The 20,307-nt window shown below is 71.8% G+C and carries 20 protein-coding genes and 1 pseudogene; 16 read left to right on the plus strand and 5 right to left on the minus strand.

Features of this window, described 5'->3' with window-relative positions; genetic code table 11:
- Both ACWCQ6_RS10025 and ACWCQ6_RS10030 read right to left on the minus strand, forming a co-directional pair.
- Nucleotides 1–960: pseudogene (locus ACWCQ6_RS10025) on the minus strand (hypothetical protein); the annotation flags it as partial.
- Between the two features lie 16 nt (nucleotides 961–976).
- Nucleotides 977–1,822: a hypothetical protein gene (locus ACWCQ6_RS10030; protein WP_451087338.1), complete on the minus strand. Its 846-nt coding sequence runs from the start codon at nucleotides 1,820–1,822 to the stop codon at nucleotides 977–979.
- Between the two features lie 198 nt (nucleotides 1,823–2,020).
- On the opposite strand from ACWCQ6_RS10030, the gene ACWCQ6_RS10035 reads away from it, so the two are divergent.
- The 4 genes from ACWCQ6_RS10035 (at nucleotide 2,021) to glmM (ending at nucleotide 6,637) form a co-directional block, all read left to right on the plus strand.
- Nucleotides 2,021–3,649 (plus strand): ABC-F family ATP-binding cassette domain-containing protein, encoded by a 1,629-nt coding sequence (locus tag ACWCQ6_RS10035; protein WP_451087550.1) that lies wholly within the window; start codon nucleotides 2,021–2,023, stop codon nucleotides 3,647–3,649.
- Nucleotides 3,650–4,092: 443 nt separating this feature from the next.
- On the plus strand, nucleotides 4,093–4,536 hold the full coding sequence (rplM, locus tag ACWCQ6_RS10040; protein ID WP_351078008.1) for a 50S ribosomal protein L13: 444 nt from the start codon (nucleotides 4,093–4,095) through the stop codon (nucleotides 4,534–4,536).
- 44 nt (nucleotides 4,537–4,580) lie between these two features.
- Entirely contained in the window at nucleotides 4,581–5,108 is a 528-nt protein-coding gene (gene rpsI, locus ACWCQ6_RS10045) for a 30S ribosomal protein S9 (protein ID WP_072486701.1), read from the plus strand.
- Between the two features lie 170 nt (nucleotides 5,109–5,278).
- A complete protein-coding gene (gene glmM / locus ACWCQ6_RS10050; RefSeq protein WP_451087341.1) occupies nucleotides 5,279–6,637 on the plus strand; it encodes a phosphoglucosamine mutase in 1,359 nt (452 codons plus the stop codon).
- 64 nt (nucleotides 6,638–6,701) lie between these two features.
- On the opposite strand, the gene ACWCQ6_RS10055 is transcribed toward glmM, so the two are convergent.
- Nucleotides 6,702–7,658 carry a DUF389 domain-containing protein gene (locus tag ACWCQ6_RS10055; protein WP_451087343.1) on the minus strand — a complete coding sequence of 319 codons (957 nt, stop codon included), beginning with the start codon at nucleotides 7,656–7,658 and terminating at the stop codon, nucleotides 6,702–6,704.
- A 27-nt stretch (nucleotides 7,659–7,685) separates the two neighbouring features.
- Nucleotides 7,686–8,681: a type I pantothenate kinase gene (gene coaA, locus ACWCQ6_RS10060; protein WP_451087552.1), complete on the minus strand. Its 996-nt coding sequence runs from the start codon at nucleotides 8,679–8,681 to the stop codon at nucleotides 7,686–7,688.
- Between the two features lie 519 nt (nucleotides 8,682–9,200).
- Between coaA and glmS the strand changes: the two genes are divergently transcribed.
- From glmS to ACWCQ6_RS10100, 8 genes are all read left to right on the plus strand, one after another.
- On the plus strand, nucleotides 9,201–11,048 hold the full coding sequence (glmS, locus tag ACWCQ6_RS10065; RefSeq protein ID WP_451087345.1) for a glutamine--fructose-6-phosphate transaminase (isomerizing): 1,848 nt from the start codon (nucleotides 9,201–9,203) through the stop codon (nucleotides 11,046–11,048).
- A gap of 20 nt (nucleotides 11,049–11,068) precedes the next feature.
- Nucleotides 11,069–11,437, plus strand: coding sequence for a holo-ACP synthase (locus ACWCQ6_RS10070; RefSeq protein WP_451087347.1), 369 nt, complete (start codon nucleotides 11,069–11,071; stop codon nucleotides 11,435–11,437).
- A 4-nt stretch (nucleotides 11,438–11,441) separates the two neighbouring features.
- A complete protein-coding gene (locus ACWCQ6_RS10075; protein WP_451087349.1) occupies nucleotides 11,442–12,893 on the plus strand; it encodes an NAD(P)H-hydrate dehydratase in 1,452 nt (483 codons plus the stop codon).
- Nucleotides 12,894–12,944: 51 nt separating this feature from the next.
- On the plus strand, nucleotides 12,945–13,328 hold the full coding sequence (locus ACWCQ6_RS10080; RefSeq protein WP_451087351.1) for a DUF488 domain-containing protein: 384 nt from the start codon (nucleotides 12,945–12,947) through the stop codon (nucleotides 13,326–13,328).
- 134 nt (nucleotides 13,329–13,462) lie between these two features.
- Entirely contained in the window at nucleotides 13,463–14,617 is a 1,155-nt protein-coding gene (gene alr, locus ACWCQ6_RS10085) for an alanine racemase (protein WP_451087353.1), read from the plus strand.
- 93 nt (nucleotides 14,618–14,710) lie between these two features.
- A complete protein-coding gene (locus ACWCQ6_RS10090; RefSeq protein ID WP_451087355.1) occupies nucleotides 14,711–15,964 on the plus strand; it encodes an alpha/beta fold hydrolase in 1,254 nt (417 codons plus the stop codon).
- A complete protein-coding gene (gene tsaE / locus ACWCQ6_RS10095) occupies nucleotides 15,933–16,463 on the plus strand; it encodes a tRNA (adenosine(37)-N6)-threonylcarbamoyltransferase complex ATPase subunit type 1 TsaE (RefSeq protein WP_451087357.1) in 531 nt (176 codons plus the stop codon). Before ACWCQ6_RS10090 ends, tsaE begins: the two co-directional genes overlap by 32 nt.
- A 255-nt stretch (nucleotides 16,464–16,718) precedes the next feature.
- Nucleotides 16,719–16,901, plus strand: coding sequence for a hypothetical protein (locus ACWCQ6_RS10100; RefSeq protein ID WP_451087359.1), 183 nt, complete (start codon nucleotides 16,719–16,721; stop codon nucleotides 16,899–16,901).
- 56 nt (nucleotides 16,902–16,957) lie between these two features.
- Here the strand turns inward: ACWCQ6_RS10100 and ACWCQ6_RS10105 are convergent, their stop codons facing one another.
- Nucleotides 16,958–17,524, minus strand: coding sequence for a hypothetical protein (locus ACWCQ6_RS10105; RefSeq protein ID WP_451087361.1), 567 nt, complete (start codon nucleotides 17,522–17,524; stop codon nucleotides 16,958–16,960).
- A 152-nt stretch (nucleotides 17,525–17,676) separates the two neighbouring features.
- Here ACWCQ6_RS10105 and tsaB point away from each other — a divergent pair, with 152 nt between their 5' ends.
- From tsaB to ACWCQ6_RS10125, 4 genes are read left to right on the plus strand one after another with little or no spacing between them, the layout of a single operon-like run.
- On the plus strand, nucleotides 17,677–18,339 hold the full coding sequence (gene tsaB, locus ACWCQ6_RS10110) for a tRNA (adenosine(37)-N6)-threonylcarbamoyltransferase complex dimerization subunit type 1 TsaB (protein ID WP_451087363.1): 663 nt from the start codon (nucleotides 17,677–17,679) through the stop codon (nucleotides 18,337–18,339).
- Entirely contained in the window at nucleotides 18,336–18,839 is a 504-nt protein-coding gene (gene rimI, locus ACWCQ6_RS10115) for a ribosomal protein S18-alanine N-acetyltransferase (RefSeq protein ID WP_451087365.1), read from the plus strand. The genes tsaB and rimI overlap by 4 nt, the downstream gene beginning before the upstream one ends.
- Nucleotides 18,839–19,939 (plus strand): tRNA (adenosine(37)-N6)-threonylcarbamoyltransferase complex transferase subunit TsaD, encoded by a 1,101-nt coding sequence (gene tsaD, locus ACWCQ6_RS10120; protein ID WP_451087367.1) that lies wholly within the window; start codon nucleotides 18,839–18,841, stop codon nucleotides 19,937–19,939. Before rimI ends, tsaD begins: the two co-directional genes overlap by 1 nt.
- Complete coding sequence (locus ACWCQ6_RS10125) at nucleotides 19,936–20,214, plus strand: hypothetical protein (protein ID WP_451087369.1); 279 nt, start codon at nucleotides 19,936–19,938, stop codon at nucleotides 20,212–20,214. The genes tsaD and ACWCQ6_RS10125 overlap by 4 nt, the downstream gene beginning before the upstream one ends.
- The last annotated feature ends 93 nt before the right edge of the window (nucleotides 20,215–20,307 follow it).

The raw sequence follows: 20,307 nt of genomic DNA on the forward strand, positions 1-20,307 counted from the left end.
CGGATCGTCGCCGAAGTACGCCCAGGGATACCTGGTGGCGCGGGTGCCGATGCTGCGGAAGGCGTCGAGCGCCTCGTCCCAGCGCTCCGTGCGCAGCAGCATCAGGGCCAGGCAGTTGCGGAAGCCGGCCGCCTCCCGGCTGTCCGGTGCGTACGCCGCGGAAAGGTCCAGGGCTCGGGTGACCGCGGCCGCCACCCGGGGCGCGTACGGGTCGGGGCCGGGCGGTGCGTCGGGGGAGAGCACCGTGTACTCCAGCGCCGCGAACAGGGGCAGCGCGTGCAGCTTCGAACCGGGCGGGGCCGTGTCGGCCGCGCGCTCGGCGAAGTCGAACATCTCTGTGTGCGAGCCGTGCCACTTCGCGCAGAGGTAGGTGAGGGCGGCGCTGTGGCATCCGTAGTGGTGCGGGTCGAGGGCCACGGCCTGCGCCCAGTAGTCGTCGAAGACCTCGCGGGGGGCCTGGCTGCCCAGCGCGTGGGTCAGGGCGATGCGCCAGGGCACCGGGTCGGCGGGGTTGAGTTCGGCCGCCCTGCCGATCACCGGTGCGGCGTCCTCCAGCAGCGCGAAGAAGGCCCGGAACTGGTCGGGCGTGACCTGCCCGGAGCTCTCCCCGGTGCGTATCTCCCACGCGCGGTGGATGCAGAGGTCCGCCCCGACCAGGGCCGCATCCGGGTCCTCGGGGTGTTCGGTCCGCCAGGCGTCCAGCCAGCCGGGGTTGTGCAGGGCGGCCTCGGCGAGCCGTGACACGTAACCGTCCCTCAGCTCCCACTGCCTGTGCTCGCGGGTCTGGGCGAGCAGCTCCCGGGCGGGGCCGTGGTCGCCGTCGGCGGCCGAGGCCAGGGCCGCCCGGAGGGCGGGGTCCGGGGCGTCGACGGACACCGCCTCGTCGGGCGGCAGGTCGGCGCCGACGGACGCGCTGTGGCGCAGTACGCGAGGAAGGGCGAGCAGGAACGGAAGGCGCACGTGACCCCGGTGCCCGTCAGCCGGTCTGCGCGGTGGCCGCGGCCGAGGCCTGGAGCTCGCCGCGGCGGTGGATCTGACGGAACGTGAAGTTCGTCAGGTCGTCACCGGCGGCGTAGACGTTCTTGTCGGCCGTGGTGACGCTCTTGCCGCTGGTGAACCCGCTGATCGCGAAGTAGGCGTACCGGCCGTAGGAGTTGGCGGTTCGGCGGCAGACCGATCCCGGCGGGCAGAAGGCCGGCACGCCCGCGCCGCTCAGTGTGGCGATGCTGCCGGTGGCCTGCTGGGCCGCCTTCTTGGCCTGTGCCTCCGTGGGGAAGACCGCGAGGCCGACGGTGACGGCGACGCCGTCCTTGCTGTACGTGGCCCGGAGGACCTGGTCGCAGCCGTTGTTCACCAGGATCGAGCCGAGTGCGCCCTTCGTGGTCGCGGCGCAGTTCTTCGTCTGCTGCGTCGCGCCCTTGACGTAGACCCGGTCGCCCATCGTCAGCTTCCTGCCGGGGAAGAACGCGTCGACGGTGATCGGCGCCCGGTCCTTCTTGGCATCGGAGATGTAGTCCTTCGGGTTCGGTGGGGGCGGTGGCGCCACCGAGGAGAAGGACGGTTCGGGTTCCGCGGTCTCGGTCGGCAGGTCGCTCGGCGCGGGCAGTTCGCTCGCGTGCTTGCCGGAGGTGTTGTTCTTGTTGGTCGAGATGACCGCCGTGGCCACGATCGCGCCGATCGCCGCGGTGGCGAGCACGCCGCCGCCGATCAGCAGCCACTTCTTGCGCCGGTTGCGCGCGGCGGACTCGTCGGCCAGCGCTGCCCAGTCCGGAGTCTGTGTGCCCCCGGGCCCCCAGGAGGGCCCCCCTTGCCCAAAGCTCATGCGGCGAATCCTAGGGCCTGACGGGGCGAACGCTGCCTGTCGGGGCAGAACAACTAGTGGCTCCGCTACGAAACCATTCCGGCACCTTGCGATCGCACGCACCGGTCCCCGCCCGGCCGCCCTACGGGCGACGAAGCCGGTGTGACGACAGGCCCTGGAGAGGTAAACCGGTTGGGCCGGGCTTCGCGGGCCGTGACAATGCTGTGCATGGGACATCTTGAAGCGGGCCATCTGGAGTACTACCTACCGGACGGGCGGGTGCTGCTCGGCGACGCTTCCTTCCGGGTGGCGGACGGGGCCGTGGTCGCTCTCGTGGGAGCCAACGGGGCCGGCAAGACGACGCTGCTCAGGCTGCTCGCCGGGGAGCTCCAGCCGCACGGCGGTTCCGTCTCGGTGAGCGGCGGGCTCGGGGTGATGCAGCAGTTCGTGGGCTCCGTGCGGGACGAACGCACGGTCCGGGACCTGCTCGTCTCGGTGTCCCAGCCGCGTATCCGGGAGGCGGCCCTGGCGGTCGACAAGGCGGAGGAGCTGATCCTCACCGTCGACGACGAGGCCGCGCAGATGAAGTACGCGCAGGCCCTGAGCGACTGGGCGGAGGCCCGGGGCTACGAGGCCGAGACCGTCTGGGACATGTGCACCACGGCCGCGCTCGGCGTCCCGTACGAGAAGGCGCAGTGGCGCGAGGTGCGCACGCTGTCCGGCGGTGAGCAGAAGCGTCTGGTGCTGGAGGCGTTGCTGCGCGGTCCCGACGAGGTGCTGCTGCTCGACGAGCCGGACAACTATCTCGACGTGCCGGGCAAGCGGTGGCTGGAGGAGAGGCTCAAGGAGACCCGTAAGACGGTCCTGTTCGTCTCCCACGACCGTGAGCTGCTCTCCAGGGCCGCCGAGAAGATCGTCAGCGTGGAGCCGAGCCCGGCGGGCAGCGACGTGTGGGTGCACGGCGCCGGCTTCGACACGTACCACCAGGCCCGCAAGGACCGGTTCGCCCGGTTCGAGGAGCTGCTGCGGCGGTGGGAGGAGGAGCACGCCCGGCTGAAGGCGCTGGTCCACCGGCTGCGGCAGCAGGCGGCGATCAGCCCCGACATGGCGTCCCGCTACCGGGCGATGCAGACCCGCTTCAAGAAGTTCGAGGACGCGGGCCCGCCGCCGGAGCCGCCGCGCGAGCAGGACATCAAGATGCGGCTGCGCGGCGGCCGGACCGGGGTACGGGCGGTGACCTGCAAGAACCTTGAGCTGACCGGGCTGATGAAGCCGTTCGACCTGGAGATCTTCTACGGGGAGCGGGTCGCCGTGCTCGGCTCGAACGGATCGGGGAAGTCGCACTTCCTGCGGCTCCTCGCGGGCGAGCAGGTCGCGCACACGGGGGAGTGGAAGCTCGGGGCCCGGGTCGTGCCGGGGCACTTCGCGCAGACCCACGCCCACCCGGAGCTGCTGGGCAAGACGCTCGTCGAGATCCTGTGGACGGAGCATGCCAAGGACCGGGGCGGGGCGATGTCCGTGCTGCGCCGCTACGAGCTGGAGCGCCAGGGCGACCAGCCCTTCGAGAAGCTGTCCGGCGGGCAGCAGGCGCGGTTCCAGATCCTGCTCCTGGAGCTGGCCGGAACGACCGCGCTGCTGCTGGACGAGCCGACGGACAACCTGGACCTGGAGTCGGCGGAGGCGCTGCAGGACGGCCTTGAGGCGTACGAGGGAACGGTGATGGCCGTCACGCACGACCGGTGGTTCGCGAAGTCCTTCGACCGCTATCTGGTGTTCGGCTCGGACGGTGTCGTACGCGAGACGGCGGAGCCGGTGTGGGACGAGCGGAGGGTGGAGCGGGCCCGGTGACGCGGTTGCTCCACGGTCCGGGGTCCGCCTTGTCCGGGTGGGTGGGGGTGGTGCCCCTCCGGGGAGTCTTCCCGGAGGGACTCCGGACCCCCACACGACGGCCCAAGGCGCACCCCCGCGGGGGAACCCGCACCAACCAGCCCGTCCGACGATTGAGGACACAACCCCCGGCAGCGGGGCCGGCCAGGCCGGGGAACCCCGCTGCTGCCCGCCCGAGGGCCACGCGTTTTGACCCGTCCAGGGCGGGGCGGGTAGTCTCGTTGGTTGTTATGCGTATTGGCTTCGTCGTTCTCACGCGTAGGGCCCTTACGTAGGTTCTCTGGAGCAGTTACCAGTGGCTCGCATACGGGCAGCGTCCCCGGCATTGTGAGCCCCAGCTGCATGATCGCTTCAGAGGTGCCATGTGCCTGGACCCCATCCACTGAAGAAGCGAAGGCTACGAAGTGCGTACGTACAGCCCCAAGCCCGGCGATGTGACGCGCCAGTGGCACATCATTGACGCGCAGGACATCGTCCTGGGCCGTCTGGCCACCACGGCTGCGAACCTCCTCCGCGGCAAGCACAAGGCGATCTACGCCCCCCACATGGACATGGGCGACTTCGTCATCATCATCAACGCCGAGAAGGTTCACCTCTCCGGCAACAAGAAGACCCAGAAGATGGCGTACCGCCACTCCGGGTTCCCGGGTGGTCTGCGCTCCGTCCGTTACGACGAGCTGCTCGACAAGAACCCCGAGAAGGCTGTCGAGAAGGCCATCAAGGGCATGATCCCCAAGAACAGCCTGGGCCGTCAGATGCTCTCGAAGCTCAAGGTCTACGCGGGCGACCAGCACCCGCACGCTGCTCAGCAGCCGGTCCCGTTCGAGATCACCCAGGTCGCGCAGTAGTTCCGGCCTCCCCCTAAGACCAAAAGAAAGATCTGAGGAGAATCGTGGCCGAGACCACTGTTGAGAACCCCGTCGAGGGCACCGAGGGCGAAGAGGTCTTCGCCGAGGTGACCACCTTCGAGTCCGAGGTTCCTGTCGAGGGCGAGTACACCAGCGAGTCGCTGGCCTCCCGCTTCGGCGACCCGCAGCCTGCCGCCGGCCTGGGCCGTCGGAAGAACGCCATCGCCCGCGTCCGGATCGTTCCGGGCACCGGCAAGTGGAAGATCAACGGTCGCACCCTTGAGGACTACTTCCCCAACAAGGTGCACCAGCAGGAAGTCAACGAGCCCTTCAAGGTGCTTGAGCTCGACAACCGCTACGACGTCATCGCCCGCATCTCGGGTGGCGGCGTCTCGGGTCAGGCGGGCGCCCTGCGTCTCGGCGTGGCCCGTGCGCTGAACGAGGCCGACGTGGACAACAACCGTCCCACGCTGAAGAAGGCCGGCTTCCTCTCCCGCGACGACCGTGCGGTCGAGCGCAAGAAGGCCGGTCTCAAGAAGGCCCGCAAGGCCCCGCAGTACAGCAAGCGCTAATCCGCCTGCTCATCTGCTTCACACGTTCGCCCCGGCGGCACACCTCGTGCTGCCGGGGCGTTCGTTTATCGGCACCCTCGGGCGTATAACGACATAAGACGTTCATAGGCTTGTTGCGTTGCTTTGGTTGATTTGGTTGTGCGGTTTCGGAGCATTCTCGGAGGACACCAGTGGGACGACTCTTCGGCACGGACGGTGTGCGCGGTGTCGCCAATGCGGATCTGACGGCTGAGCTGGCGCTCGGTCTCTCGGTCGCTGCGGCGCATGTTCTCGCCGAGGGGAGCACCACCGACGGAACCAGGCCGACAGCCGTGGTGGGCCGTGACCCACGCGCGTCCGGAGAGTTCCTGGAGGCCGCCGTGGTGGCCGGCCTCGCCAGCGCCGGCGTGGACGTCCTGCGCGTCGGTGTGCTGCCCACCCCGGCGGTGGCGTACCTCACCGGCGCGCTCGGTGCCGACCTCGGCGTGATGCTCTCCGCGAGCCACAACTCCATGCCGGACAACGGTGTCAAGTTCATCGCCCGCGGCGGTCACAAGCTCTCCGACGAGCTGGAGGACCGGATCGAGACGGTCTACCGGCAGCACCGCACCGGTGAGCCGTGGGAGCGCCCGACCGGTGCCGGTGTGGGACGCGTCACCGAGTACGCGGAGGGCTTCGACCGTTACGTGGCCCACCTCGTCGCGGTCCTGCCGAACCGGCTCGACGGGCTGAAGGTCGTGCTCGACGAGGCGCACGGCGCGGCCGCCCGGGTCTCTCCCGAGGCCTTCGCGCGGGCGGGCGCCGAGGTGATCACGATCGGTGCCGACCCGAACGGCCTGAACATCAACGACGGCTGCGGATCCACCCACCTGGAGCCGCTGAAGGCCGCCGTCGTCGAGCACGGCGCCGACTTCGGTATCGCGCACGACGGCGACGCCGACCGCTGCCTGGCCGTGGACGCCTCGGGCGAGGAGGTCGACGGCGACCAGATCCTGGCCGTCCTCGCCCTCGCCATGCGCGAGGCCGGACAGCTGCGCAAGGACACCGTGGTCGGCACCGTCATGTCCAACCTCGGCTTCAAGATCGCGATGGAGCGGGAGGGCATCCAGCTCGTCCAGACCGCCGTCGGCGACCGCTACGTACTGGAGTCGATGAAGGCCGAGGGCTACGCGCTGGGCGGCGAGCAGTCCGGCCATGTCATCGTCCTGGACCACGCCACGACCGGCGACGGCACCCTGACCGGCCTGCTGCTGGCGGCCCGGGTCGCCGCCACCGGCCGTAGCCTCGCCGACCTGGCCGGGGTCATGCAGCGGCTGCCGCAGCTGCTGATCAATGTCCGCGACGTCGACAAGTCCCGGGTCGGGACCTCGCCCGAGATCGCCGAGGCCGTGGCCGAGGCCGAGCGCGAGCTGGGCTCCACCGGGCGCGTGCTGCTGCGCCAGTCGGGCACGGAGCCGCTGGTGCGGGTCATGGTCGAGGCGGCCGACATCGAGCAGGCGCGGGCAATCGCCGGGCGGCTGGCCGACGTGGTGAAGTCCGCGCTGGGCTAGGGCCTGTCCGACCCTGATCCGCCGGACACGCCCTAGGTTGTTCTGCCCCGGGAGACGGACGTAGCTAATCGCCGGACGGGTTCGCGACGAGGCCCGTCCGGCGGCGGTGTGCCGTCCACAGCACCTTCTGGACCAGCAGGGTCAGCGTCCCCGCGAGCACGATCCCGCCGAGGTTCGCCAGCAGTTGCGCCGCGGAGCCCGACATCTGGCCGTAGTCGCGGTAACTGAACGCCACCGCGGCATTGGCCGCAGCCGGTACGGTCGTCACCGAGATGGCGACCCCGATCAGCGCCCCGGATTTCGCCGAGGTGAGCGAGAGCGTCCCGGCGACGCCGGCCAGGAACGCCACCACGAACGACATCGCGTCCGGTTTCCAGATGAAGGCCGTGCTGGGCCGGGGGGCCTCGATCATCGAGCGGTTGAACAGCCCGAAGACGTCCATCAGCCAGGCGAACCCGGCCGTCAGGAGCATCGCGAGGGCGAAGCCGCCGATCAGCGCCACCAGCGACCGCCACACCAGACGCGGAGCGCGCTGCACCAGGGCCGTGCAGATCCCGGCCAGCGGCCCGAACTCCGGACCGACCGCCATCGCGCCCACGATCAGGATCGCGTTGTCGAGCATCACACCGCAGGCGGCGAGCATCGTCGCGACCGCGAGGAACGCCACATAGGTGACGCTGAACGTCGACTCCTCGTGGGTCGCATCCGTCAACTCCTCCCACAGCACCGCGTCCACGCCCTCGCCCGGCGCCGCCTCCTCGGCCCTGTCCGCGTGCGCGGAGAGCGTCAGGTCCATGTTCTCGACCGTGATCGAACCGGACTTGTCGATACCGATCCTGCGCAGTGCGGAGATCAGTTCGTTGCCCGCCTCGCGGGCCACGTCGCACAGCACCACGTCACCCGCCGGGTAACGGGCGACCCCGGGCATCACCACGAGATGCGTCGTACCGACGGTGGTCTCCACCAGGTGCACCACCTCGTCCGTGAGGCCGGTGGGGACGATCAGGCGTAGATGCAGCACGTGGCCACTCCCGGAAGGCTCGCGGACTCAGAGTTTGCGCAGCGACAGCCGCTGGACCTTGTGGTCCGGGCCCTTGCGCAGCACCAGGGTGGCACGACCCCGGGTGGGCGCCACATTCTCCACCAGATTCGGCTTGTTGATGGTCCGCCACATCGTCGCCGCGTACTCCATGGCCTCCTCCTCGGGGACCTGGGTGTACTTGCGGAAGTACGAGAAGGGGTTCTGGAACGCGGTCGCGCGCAGCTTCCGGAACCGGTCGAGATACCAGCTCTCGATGTCCTCGGTGCGCGCGTCCACGTACACGCTGAAGTCGAAGTAGTCGGCGAGACCGACTCTGGTCCGGCCGTCCTTGCCGGGCAGTGCGGGCTGGAGCACGTTCAGCCCCTCGACGATCAGGATGTCCGGACGGCGTACGGTGAGCCGCTCGTCCGGCACGATGTCGTAGATCAGATGCGAGTAGACGGGCGCCGTCACCTCGTCCTTGCCGGCCTTGATGTCGGCGACGAACCGGGTCAGGGCGCGCCGGTCGTACGACTCGGGGAAACCCTTGCGCGACGTCAGTCCGCGGGCCCGGAGTTCCTCCATCGGCAGCAGGAACCCGTCCGTGGTCACCAGCTCCACCCGCGGATGCTCGGGCCAGCGGGCCAGCAGCGCCTGGAGGATGCGCGCGGTGGTGGACTTGCCGACCGCGACACTGCCCGCGACGCCTATGACGAACGGGGTGCCGCGCTGCGCGCCGTGGCCGCCGCCCGCGTCCCCGAGGAAGGTGTTCAGGGCGCCGCGCAGACCCGAGGTGGCCTGGACGTAGAGGTTGAGGAGCCGGGAGAGCGGCAGGTAGACGTCCCGTACCTCGTCGAGGTCGATGACGTCGCCGAGCCCGCGCAGCTGCTCCACCTCGTCGGCGGTCAGCGGGAGCGGAGTCTTGTCGCGCAGGGCGCTCCACTCGGCGCGGGACAGGTCGACGTACGGCGTCGCCGCGTGCTCGGCGCGTCGGTGGGTGTTCCGTGGCGGCGAACTGATCACGGGTTCATTGTTGCGGGAGTTCCAACGGAGTGGAGGGTGGGCTCGGTCACGTGGGGGAGGGCGGGAGCGGCGCCGCAGGCGCCCGTTCACGGCTGTGTGCCCACCTTCCTTCAGCACGCAGAGCTCTCCGCGGTCGGGGTCGCCGACGAAGGTCCACAGGACGGCGGAATCGGCCTTTCCGCTGGCCACGAGCTGGCCGCTGACGTTGCCGGGGGCGAATTCGGTGGACACCTCCGTCGCACGGTCCCAGGTCGTGTACACCCCGGACTCCCGGGTGCCGGTGCCGGTCATGGTGTGGGGGAAGCCGAATCCGGAGCTGTCGCCGGTGCGGGAGTCCGTGTAGTCGCCGCAGACGTGCGTGGCGCGGAAGGAGCCGTCCTCGGCGAGGACGAGCCGGCCGCCCCGGCCGGGTCCGCAGGCCCCGCCGTCCCGCCGCACGCCACGCCGTCCTCCCTGCCGCCCCGTTCACCTTCTGCGACGATGCGAAGAAGAGGGGTGGATGACCAGGAAGGGAACGGTATGTGCGGAATCGTCGGTTACGTCGGTGGGCAGTCGGCGCAGGACGTCGTCGTCGCGGGTCTCAAGCGCCTTGAGTACCGGGGCTACGACTCGGCGGGCCTCGCCGTGCTCGCGGACGGCGGCCTGGCCGCCGCCAAGCGGGCCGGCAAGCTCGTCAATCTGGAGAAGGCGCTGGCCGAGACGCCGCTCCCGGCCGGTACCACCGGGATCGGACACACCCGCTGGGCCACCCACGGCGCCCCCACCGATACCAACGCCCACCCGCACCTCGACAACGCGGGCCGCGTCGCCGTCGTGCACAACGGGATCATCGAGAACTTCGCCGCCCTGCGCGCCGAACTTGCCGAGCGCGGCCACGAACTGGCCTCCGAGACCGACACCGAGGTCGTCGCCCATCTGCTGGCCGAGGCGTTCTCCTCCTGCGCCGACCCGGCCGAGGCGATGCGGCAGGTCTGCCGCCGCCTGGAGGGGGCGTTCACCCTTGTCGCCGTGTACGCGGACGTACCCGGCACCGTGGTCGGGGCCCGGCGCAACTCGCCGCTCGTGGTGGGGGTGGGGGAGGGCGAGTCGTTCCTGGCCTCCGACGTCGCCGCGTTCATCGCGCACACCCGCTCCGCGATCGAGCTGGGCCAGGACCAGGTGGTCGAGCTGAGCCGCGAGGGGGTCACCGTCACCGGCTTCGACGGGCGGCCCGCCGAGGTCCGCAGGTACCACGTGGACTGGGACGTCTCCGCCGCCGAGAAGGGCGGCCACGACTACTTCATGCTCAAGGAGATCGCCGAGCAGCCCAGGGCCGTCGCCGACACGCTCCTCGGCCGGATCGACGGCTCGGGCTCGCTCCGCCTCGACGAGGTGCGCATCCCGCCGCACGAACTGCGCGAGGTCGACAAGGTCGTCATCGTGGCCTGCGGCACCGCCTTCCACTCCGGGATGATCGCCAAGTACGCCATCGAGCACTGGACCCGCATCCCCTGCGAGACCGAGCTGGCCAGCGAGTTCCGCTACCGCGACCCGATCCTCGACCACCGCACCCTGGTCGTCGCGATCTCGCAGTCCGGCGAGACGATGGACACCCTGATGGCCCTGCGGCACGCCCGCGAACAGGGCGCCAAGGTCCTCGCCATCTGCAACACGAACGGCTCCACCATCCCCCGGGAGTCCGACGCCGTGCTCTACACGCACGCCGGACCCGAGGTCGCCGTCGCCTCCACCAAGGCATTCCTCACCCAGCTGGTCGCCTGCTACCTCGTCGCCCTGTATCTCGGACAGGTCCGGGGGACGAAGTGGGGCGACGAGATCCGCATCGTCATCCGACAGCTCTCCGCGATCTCCGGCGCCGTCGAACAGGTCCTGGGGACCATGCAGCCGGTGCGCGAACTCGCCCGCTCCCTCGCCGGTCACGACACCGTGCTCTTCCTGGGTCGCCATGTCGGCTATCCGGTGGCCCTGGAAGGCGCGTTGAAGCTCAAGGAGCTCGCCTACATGCACGCCGAGGGCTTCGCCGCCGGTGAGCTCAAGCACGGCCCGATCGCGCTCATCGAGGACGGCCTCCCGGTCGTCGTGGTGGTGCCGTCGCCGCGCGGCCGGTCGCTGCTGCACGACAAGGTCGTGTCGAACATCCAGGAGATCAGGGCCCGCGGCGCCCGCACCGTCGTCATCGCCGAGGAGGGCGACGAGGCGGTCGTCCCGTACGCCGACCACCTGATCCGGATTCCCATTACGCCTACGCTGCTTCAGCCGCTGGTGTCGACCGTGCCGCTGCAGGTCTTCGCCTGCGAACTGGCGACGGCCCGCGGCAACGACGTGGACCAGCCGCGCAATCTGGCGAAGTCCGTGACCGTGGAGTAGCGAGGGATGAGGGAACACGCGTGATCATCGGGGTCGGGATCGACGTGGCCGAGATCGAACGGTTCGACGCGGCGCTGGTACGTACGCCGCAGATGGCCGAACGGCTCTTCGTGGAGCGGGAATTGCTGCTGCCCAGCGGCGATCGGCGCGGCATCGCCTCGCTCGCCGCCCGGTTCGCCGCGAAGGAGGCCCTCGCGAAGGCGCTCGGCGCGCCCGCCGGACTGCTCTGGACGGACGCCGAGGTGTACGTCGAGGACAGCGGCCGGCCCCGGCTGCGGGTCCGCGGCACCGTCGCCGCCCGCGCCGCCGAGCTGGGCGTACGGCACTGGCACGTATCGCTCAGCCACGACGCGGGGGTGGCGTCGGCCGTGGTGATCGCGGAGGGTTGAGCACATGCGTACCGCCTACAGCGTCGATACCGTACGGGCCGCCGAGCGGGCCCTGATGTCCCGGCTGCCCGAGGGCGCGCTGATGCAGCGCGCCGCCGCCGGACTCGCCGCGGCCTGCATCGATGTGCTGCGCCGGCGCGGCCGGGTGTACGGCTCCCGGGTCGTCCTCCTCGTCGGCAGCGGCGACAACGGGGGCGACGCGCTGTACGCGGGCGCCCGGCTCGTCCGCCGGGGCGCCGGGGTGCGTGCCGTGCTCACCGCGCCGGACCGCGTCCACGAGGGGGGCCTCGCGGCCCTGCTCGCGGCCGGCGGGCGGATCGCGGAAGGCGCGGACGCCTGGGGCGGCCACATCGATCTCGTGGTGGACGGAATCACCGGCATCGGCGGGCGGGGCGGGCTGCGTCCGGGCGCCGCCGAGCTGGTGCGGGCCCTCGCGGCGACCGGCGCGCCGCTCGTCGCCGTCGACCTGCCCAGCGGGGTCGAGGCCGGCACCGGCGAGGTGCTCGGCGAGGCGGTGCGCGCCGATGTGACCGTCACCTTCGGCACCTACAAGCCGGGCCTGCTCGTCGACCCGGCCGCCGAACGGGCCGGCGCGCTCCACCTCGTCGACATCGGGCTCGGGCCCGAACTGCCGGAGGTACCCGAGCTGGAGGCGCTCCAGTACGCGGACGTCGCCGCACTGCTGCCCGCTCCCGGTGCCGCGAGCGACAAGTACCGGCGCGGGGTCGTCGGCGTCGTCGCCGGTTCCGCGCGCTACCCGGGCGCGGCGGTGCTGGCCGTCTCCGGGGCGTTGCGGGGCGGCGCGGGGGCCGTGCGGTACGTCGGTCCGGGCGCGGACGCGGTGATCGCCCGTCACCCGGAGACGCTGGTCCACACGGGGCCGCCGTCGAAGGCGGGGCGGGTGCAGGCCTGGGTCGTCGGGCCCGGACTCGGTGACGGAGCCAAGGCCGCCGAGGCGGTCCGGGACGTGCTGGCGGCGGACGTCGCGGTGCTGGTGGACGCGGACGGGCTGCGGCTGCTGGACGCCGGTGCCCTGCGCGCGCGCACCGCGCCCACCGTCCTCACCCCGCACGCCGGCGAGGCCGCCGCGCTGCTCGGCGTCCCGCGCGAGGAGGTCGAGGCGGGGCGGCTCGCCGCCGTACGGGAACTGGCCGCCCGCTACCGCGCCACGGTCCTGCTCAAGGGCTCGACGACCCTGGTCGCCACCGACGACCCGGACACTCCCGTACGGGTCAATCCGACCGGCACCTCCTGGCTGGCCACAGCCGGCAGCGGCGACGTCCTCTCCGGACTGACCGGCTCCCTGCTCGCGGCGGGCCTCGCCCCGCGCGACGCCGCGTCGGCCGGCGCCCATCTGCACGGACTCGCCGCCCGCCACGCCTCCGACGGCTCGCCCGTCGCCGCGCAGGACGTCGCGGAGGCGATCCCGGTGGCGTGGCGGGACGTACGGGGCTGAGTGATCCTGGGCCCCAGCGGGGACCGACCGCAGCCGACAGGAGGGCCGACCGTGGGCAGCAGCGAGGTACGCGTACGCCGGGTGTACGAGCCGAAGGAGGACGGCGACGGCACCCGCGTCCTCGTCGACCGGCTCTGGCCGCGCGGCAAGTCCAAGGAGAAGGCCGCGATCGACAAGTGGCTCAAGGACATCACCCCGTCGAACGAACTCCGTGACTGGTACCACGAGGACCGCACCGAGACCCGCTACGACCAGTTCGTCGAGCGCTACCGCACCGAACTGGCCGACCCCGTCCACACGGCGGCCGTCCGTGAACTGGTCGAACTGGTCCGGGCGGGCGGCCCGGTGACCCTGGTCACCGCCGTCAAGGACGTACCGCACAGCCATGTCCCGGTCATCGTCGACCAGGTGGAACACGAGCTGCGCCATCGCTGAGGGGCCGTCGGGCGACCTCCGGCCGCACAGCCTGCGCGCCGGGGCGTGGCCGCCCGATCGGAGGACACCCGACAGCCTCCGGGGTGACCTGCCGCCCGAGGGGCCTGCCGTGCGCCTCTGAGAGACTGGGCGCGATGAACGAGACAGCGTCCTTGAGAGCCCGTGCCGAGATCGACCTCGACGCACTGCGCGCCAACGTGCGTGTGCTGCGCGCGCGAGCGGGCGGCGCGCAACTCATGGCCGTCGTCAAGTCCGACGCGTACGGGCACGGCGCGGTGCCCTGCGCCCGCGCCGCGCTGGAGGCCGGGGCGACCTGGCTGGGCACCGCCACGCCGCAGGAGGCGCTCGCCCTGCGGGAGGCCGGACTCGGCGGCCGGGTGCTGTGCTGGCTGTGGACCCCGGGCGGCCCCTGGCGCGAGGCGATCGAGGCCGGCATCGATGTGTCGGTGAGCGGGATGTGGGCCCTGCGCGAGGTCGTCACCGCCGCCACGGAAGCGGGTGTTCCGGCCCGGATCCAGCTCAAGGCCGACACCGGCCTCGGGCGCAACGGCTGCCAGCCCGCCGACTGGCCGGAGCTGGTCGCCGCCGCCCGCGGTGCCGAGGACGCGGGCACCGTCCGGATCACCGGCCTGTGGTCCCACTTCGCCTGCGCCGACGAGCCCGGCCACCCCTCCATCGCCGCCCAGCTCACCGCGTTCCGGGACATGGTCGCGTACGCGGAGAAGGAGGGCGTCGACCCCGAGGTGCGCCACATGGCGAACTCGCCGGCGACGCTGACGATCCCCGAGGCGCACTTCGACCTCGTACGGACCGGGATCGCGATGTACGGCATCTCGCCCAGCCCCGAGCTGGGCACCCCGGCCGACTTCGGGCTGCGCCCCGTCATGACGCTCGTCGCGTCGGTCGCCCTGGTCAAGCAGGTGCCGGTCGGTCACGGGGTCAGCTACGGCCACCACTACACGACCTCCGCCGAGACCACCCTGGGCCTGGTGCCGGTCGGCTACGCGGACGGCATCCCGCGCCACGCCTCCGGCCGCGCCCCGGTCCTGGTCGGCGGCGTCACCCGGCGGATCGCCGGCCGGGTGGCCATGGACCAGTTCGTCGTCGACCTCGGCGGGGACGAGGTCGAGGTCGGCAGCGAGGCGGTGCTCTTCGGCCCGGGGGACCGGGGCGAGCCGAGCGCCGAGGACTGGGCGCAGGCCGCCGACACGATCGCCTACGAGATCGTCACCCGGATCGGCACCCGCGTACCGCGTGTGCATCTGCACGCGACCCCGGCCGAGTCCTGACCGATCGTCCACCGCTGACCGGGCACGATCTGATCACGACCGGAACAGACCGGCCCTGACCTGACGGATACGACCGACGAGGAGCGCGGCAGGGTGAGCGAGATCAGCGCGGGGGACGCGGTGACGACGGCTGCTACGGCGGTCGGCTGGCGCCGGGCCGGTATCGCCGGAGCCGCCATAGGCGTGATCGCGGCGGGCGCGGCGGCCGGTGTCGCGGTCGAGCGGCTCACCGTCGGCCGGGGCATGCGCAGAAGGGCCAGGCTGGCGCTGGACGCCACCGGGCCGTACGGCTCGCTGCGCGGACTGCCGGGCCGGGCCACCGCCGACGACGGCACCGAGCTGTACTACGAGGTCGACGAGGTCGAACCGGACGGCGCCGCGGGGACCGCCGCGGGCGGTGGCGAGGCCGCAGGCTCCGGCACGCGCCGCCGCAGGCTCTTCGGCCGCAAGGATCCCGCGCCGGTCACCGTGGTCTTCAGCCACGGCTACTGCCTCAGCCAGGACTCCTGGCACTTCCAGCGGGCGGCGCTGCGCGGTCTGGTGCGCACCGTCCACTGGGACCAGCGCAGCCACGGCCGCTCAGAGCGGGGCCGGGCCCAGGCGGACGGGGCGACGGTCGGCATCGACCAGCTCGGCCGCGACCTGAAGGCGGTGATCGACGCAGCGGCCCCCGAGGGCAGGCTGGTGCTGGTCGGGCACTCGATGGGCGGTATGACGATGATGGCGCTCGCCGAGCAGTTCCCCGGGCTTGTCCGGGACCGGGTCGCCGCCGTCGCCTTCGTCGGCACGTCGAGCGGGAAGCTCGGCGAGGTCAGTTTCGGGCTGCCGGTCGCGGGCGTGAACGCGGTGCGCCGGGTGCTGCCCGGGGTGCTCCGGGCGCTCGGCTCCCAGGCCGAGCTGGTGGAGCGGGGCCGCCGCGCGACCGCCGACCTCTTCGCCGGGCTGATCAAGCGGTACTCCTTCGGCTCGCGGGATGTCGACCCGGCGGTCGAGAGGTTCGCCGAGCGGCTCATCGAGTCCACCCCGATCGACGTGGTCGCCGAGTTCTACCCGGCCTTCACCGAACACGACAAGAGCCACGTCCTGCCCGCCTTCCGTGACGTCCCGGTGCTGATCCTGGCGGGCGACAAGGACCTGGTGACGCCCAGCTCGCACAGCGAGACCATCGCGGACCAGCTCCCGGACGCGGAGCTGGTCATCGTCCCGGACGGGGGCCATCTGGTGATGCTGGAGCACCCCGAGACGGTCACGGACCGGATGGCGGACCTGCTGGTACGCGTCGGAGCCGTGCCGGAAACGGCTAACGTTGGCGGACATGGAAGCACCGCACAACAGTCTGGCGGCTGAGGCCACCGAGGGCGCCGCGCCGAGCACCGTCACCGTGGGCCTGGCTGTCGAGTCCCCCGAACAGATGCAGGCGCTCGGACGCCGGATCGCCGCGATCCTGCGGCCCGGCGACCTCGTGATGCTCACCGGCGAGCTCGGCGCCGGGAAGACGACGCTGACCCGGGGCCTCGGCGAGGGCCTCGGAGTGCGCGGCGCGGTCACGTCCCCCACCTTCGTGATGGCCCGCGTCCACCCGTCGCTGACCGGTGGTCCGGCACTGGTCCACGTCGACGCGTACCGCCTGGGCGGCGGGCTCGACGAGATGGAGGACCTGGACCTCGACGTGTCGCTGCCGGAGTCGGTGGTGGTCGTGGAGTGGGGCGACGGCAAGGTCGAGGAGCTCTCGGAGGACCGGCTGCAGGTGGTGATCGACCGCGCGGTCGGCGACACGGACGACGAGCGGCGCGAGGTGACGCTGGTGGGGATCGGCGCGCGCTGGGCGGGACTGCGCGAGGTCTGAGAACCTGTCGGCCGGCGCCCGGTCGGATGGCGGACGCGGGCCGGTGCGTGCGATTGCGACCACAACGCGGGAAGCGTGCGTGCCAGGCCGTGGCCGCCCGGTCGGAGGCCGCCCGACAGGCTCCGAGCGCGGGCCGGATTCCGACAGGCTGTCGGCAAATTGTTGCGCCGGGCGGTGCGGGCGTGGTCACATGGATGACGAGAGCTGGTGAGGCCTGCCTAACCACGCCTTACGCCGGAGCCTCAGGAGGCATCCATGCCGACGTCCGCCGAACACGAAGTGCCGCCGCCATCGATGAAGGAACTGCTGGCGGCCTGTGCCGCGGCCACGGCGGTCTCCACACCGCCGCAGTCCGCGGACGAGGGTGACGGCGACGCAGCTCCGGCCGCCTCCGAGCCCCGTTCCGGATCCGGCCTCCCTGAGCCCAGGGAGGCGTAGGGAGGCATCAGGGCCTGTCCGGCCCCGATCCGCCGGTCGGTCTCCCGCCGGTCGGTCTAGGGGAGGACGACCACCTTCGTGCCCACCAGCGCGAAGTCCCACATCGCGTCCCCGTCGGCCCGGGACATCCGCACGCCACCCGTCTTCAGCGTCGGGTCCGGGCTCTCCATCGAGCCGTCCACCGCCGCGCTGAAGCCCACGGCCACGTCGTCCACCACCGCGAACCGCACCACATGCTCGATCATCACGCCGTCCGAGCCCTTGGTGGCGGCTCCCGAGCGCGGGGTGTTCACCCGATAGGTGCCGGGGAGCGGATTCAGTGGGCTCGGCATGACCTCGAACGTCCGGGTCGCCTTCCCGTCCGCGTCGACGAGCCACACACGGCGGTCCTCCAGGGCGTACACGACCCGCTTCCCGGTGCCGGAGTCCGCGGGGAGCGCGACCGGGCGCGACTTCTCCTTCGGCTTCGCGTGCTCGGTGGCCGCGGCGGTGGCGGAAGCCTTCGGTTCGGTGGCCGCGAGGTTGTCGGGGACGTTCGCCGATGCCTGGAAGGCCAGGACGCCGACGACGGCGAGCGCCGCCACAGTGAGCCCGGCCACGATTCCCGAGCTGCCCCTAGACACCGTGCGCGCCCCTTTCGCTTCCGTATGTCGTACAAGCGTTTAGCGTTTACGTCGTACCCGTGTGTGCACGGTGACGGTAGCAGCCGGGGCCGGTGGTGCCGGGACGCCGTACGGGCGCCGTGCCTCCGTCGGCGGAGCCGTAGGCTGTTTGCGTGCTCTTGCTCGCCGTGGATACCGCCACCCCCGCCGTCACCGTCGCCCTTCACGACGGGACCTCCGTCGTCGCCGAGTCCGGACAGGTCGACGCCCGAAGGCACGGGGAGCTGCTGCTGCCCGCCGTCGACCGGGTGCTCGCCGAGGCCGGTGTGAAACTCGACGCCGTGACGGACGTGGTCGTCGGCGTCGGCCCCGGGCCGTACACCGGGCTCCGGGTCGGTCTGGTCACCGCCGCGACCTTCGGCTCCGCCCTCTCCGTGCCCGTGCACGGCCTGTGCACCCTGGACGGTCTCGCGTACGCCGCCGGCCGGGCCGGGCTGGAGGGCCCGTTCGCCGTCGCGACGGACGCCCGCCGCAAGGAGGTCTACTGGGCGAGGTACGACGACTCGCGCACCCGCGTCACGGGGCCCGCCGTCGACCGGCCCGCCGACATCGCCGGACAGCTCGCCGGACTTCCCGTCGTCGGCGCGGGCGCGGTGCTCTACCCCGAGGCGTTCCCGGACGCCCGGGAGCCCGAGCACGTCAGCGCCGGCGCGCTGGCCGCCCTCGCCGCCGAGCGGCTCGCCACGGGCGCGGAGCTGCTGCCGCCGCAGCCGCTCTACCTCCGCAGGCCCGATGCCCAGGTGCCGAAGAACTACAAGGTGGTCACGCCGCAGTGACGAGCACGACTGCCGTTCTGCGCGAGATGCGCTGGTGGGACATCGATCCGGTGCTGGAGCTCGAACACGAGCTGTTCCCGGACGACGCCTGGTCGGCCGGCATGTTCTGGTCCGAGCTGGCGCACTCCCGAGGCCCCCGGGCCACCCGCCGCTATGTCGTCGCCGAGGACCCCGTCACCGGCCGGATCGTCGGCTACGCGGGCCTCGCCGCGCCCGGCGACCTCGCCGACGTACAGACGATCGGGGTCACCCGCGACCACTGGGGCGGCGGCCTCGGCTCCGTGCTCCTCACCGACCTGCTGAAACACGCCACGGCCTTCGAGTGCGCCGAGGTGCTGCTCGAAGTCCGCGTCGACAACACCCGGGCCCAGAAGCTGTACGAACGCTTCGGCTTCGAGCCGATCGGCTTCCGCCGCGGCTACTACCAGCCGGGCAACGTCGACGCACTCGTCATGCGCCTCCACGTACAAGAACACGTACAAGAAACAGAGACTGACTGATGGCTGACGAACCGCTCGTACTCGGCATCGAGACCTCCTGCGACGAGACCGGCGTCGGCATCGTCCGGGGCACGACGCTGCTCGCCGACGCCGTCGCGTCCAGCGTCGACACGCACGCCCGCTTCGGCGGCGTCGTCCCGGAGATCGCCTCCCGCGCCCATCTGGAGGCGATGGTCCCCACCATCGAGCGCGCCCTGAAGGAGGCCGGGATCAGCGCCCGCGACCTCGACGGCATCTCCGTCACCGCGGGCCCCGGGCTCGCGGGCGCGCTGCTGGTCGGCGTGTCGGCGGCGAAGGCGTACGCGTACGCGCTGAACAAGCCGCTCTACGGGGTGAACCACCTCGCCTCGCACATCTGTGTGGACCAGCTGGAGCACGGCCCGCTGCCCGAGCCGACGATGGCGCTGCTGGTCAGCGGCGGCCACTCCTCGCTGCTGCTCGCGCCGGACATCACCAATGACGTACGGCCGCTGGGCGCGACCATCGACGACGCGGCGGGCGAGGCCTTCGACAAGATCGCCCGGGTGCTGGATCTCGGCTTCCCCGGTGGCCCGGTCATCGACCGGCTGGCGAAGGAGGGCGACCCGGCGGCGATCGCGTTCCCGCGCGGTCTTACCGGCTCGCGCGATCCCGCCTACGACTTCTCCTTCTCCGGCCTGAAGACCTCGGTGGCCCGCTGGATCGAGGCCAAGCGGGCGGCGGGCGAGGAGGTGCCGGTACGGGACGTGGCGGCGTCCTTCCAGGAGGCCGTGGTGGACGTGCTCACCCGCAAGGCCGTCCGGGCCTGCAAGGACGAGGGCGTCGACCACCTGATGATCGGCGGCGGTGTCGCTGCCAACTCGCGGCTGCGGGCGCTGGCCGAGGAGCGGTGCGAGCGGGCGGGTATCCGGCTGCGGGTGCCGCGCCCCGGGCTGTGCACGGACAACGGTGCGATGGTCGCGGCGCTGGGCGCGGAGATGGTCGCCCGCAACCGGCCGGCCTCGGACCTGGATCTGTCCTCGGACTCCTCGCTGCCGGTGACCGACACCCACGTGCCGGGCGCCTTGGCGCACGACCACGACCACGTCCACGAGATCAGCAAGGACAACCTCTACTCATGACCGTCGCACTCATGTGGGAGGCCCGTGCCGTGGCCGGCCGGGGCGCCGAACTCCTGGAGTGGGCGCGGGCCCGTTCGGCCGAGCTGGCCCGCGAGCCGCTCCGCCGCGAGCTGCTGCGCGCCCCGCAGGACCGGGTCCTGGTCATCACCTGGTGGGCGGGTGAGTACGGCGACGAAATTCCCGAACTCCCCGAGCCGGACGCCGAGTTGATCACTCGCCCGGTGCACCGCTGGCGCTTCGAGTCGCTGGGGGACGACGGACCCGTCACCGGCTGACCGGCCCCTCGGCCGGCGGCGGTTCCCCGCTCGATCAGCCCCCGGACGATCGCGTCCAGTTCGTCCGCCACCTCGTAGTCGGCGGCGAACGCC

It is taken from the genome of Streptomyces sp. NPDC001880, from assembly GCF_053594575.1.

Bases quoted from the DNA above. Each gene is read 5' to 3' on its own strand.
- tsaD (WP_451087367.1), top strand. From the start codon at position 18,839: ATGGCTGACGAACCGCTCGTACTCGGCATCGAGACCTCCTGCGACGAG.
- ACWCQ6_RS10030 (WP_451087338.1), bottom strand. From the start codon at position 1,822: ATGAGCTTTGGGCAAGGGGGGCCCTCCTGGGGGCCCGGGGGCACACAG.
- ACWCQ6_RS10075 (WP_451087349.1), top strand. From the start codon at position 11,442: ATGCGTACCGCCTACAGCGTCGATACCGTACGGGCCGCCGAGCGGGCC.
- tsaE (WP_451087357.1), top strand. From the start codon at position 15,933: ATGGAAGCACCGCACAACAGTCTGGCGGCTGAGGCCACCGAGGGCGCC.
- ACWCQ6_RS10100 (WP_451087359.1), top strand. From the start codon at position 16,719: ATGCCGACGTCCGCCGAACACGAAGTGCCGCCGCCATCGATGAAGGAA.
- alr (WP_451087353.1), top strand. From the start codon at position 13,463: ATGAACGAGACAGCGTCCTTGAGAGCCCGTGCCGAGATCGACCTCGAC.
- glmS (WP_451087345.1), top strand. From the start codon at position 9,201: ATGTGCGGAATCGTCGGTTACGTCGGTGGGCAGTCGGCGCAGGACGTC.
- ACWCQ6_RS10125 (WP_451087369.1), top strand. From the start codon at position 19,936: ATGACCGTCGCACTCATGTGGGAGGCCCGTGCCGTGGCCGGCCGGGGC.
- ACWCQ6_RS10035 (WP_451087550.1), top strand. From the start codon at position 2,021: ATGCTGTGCATGGGACATCTTGAAGCGGGCCATCTGGAGTACTACCTA.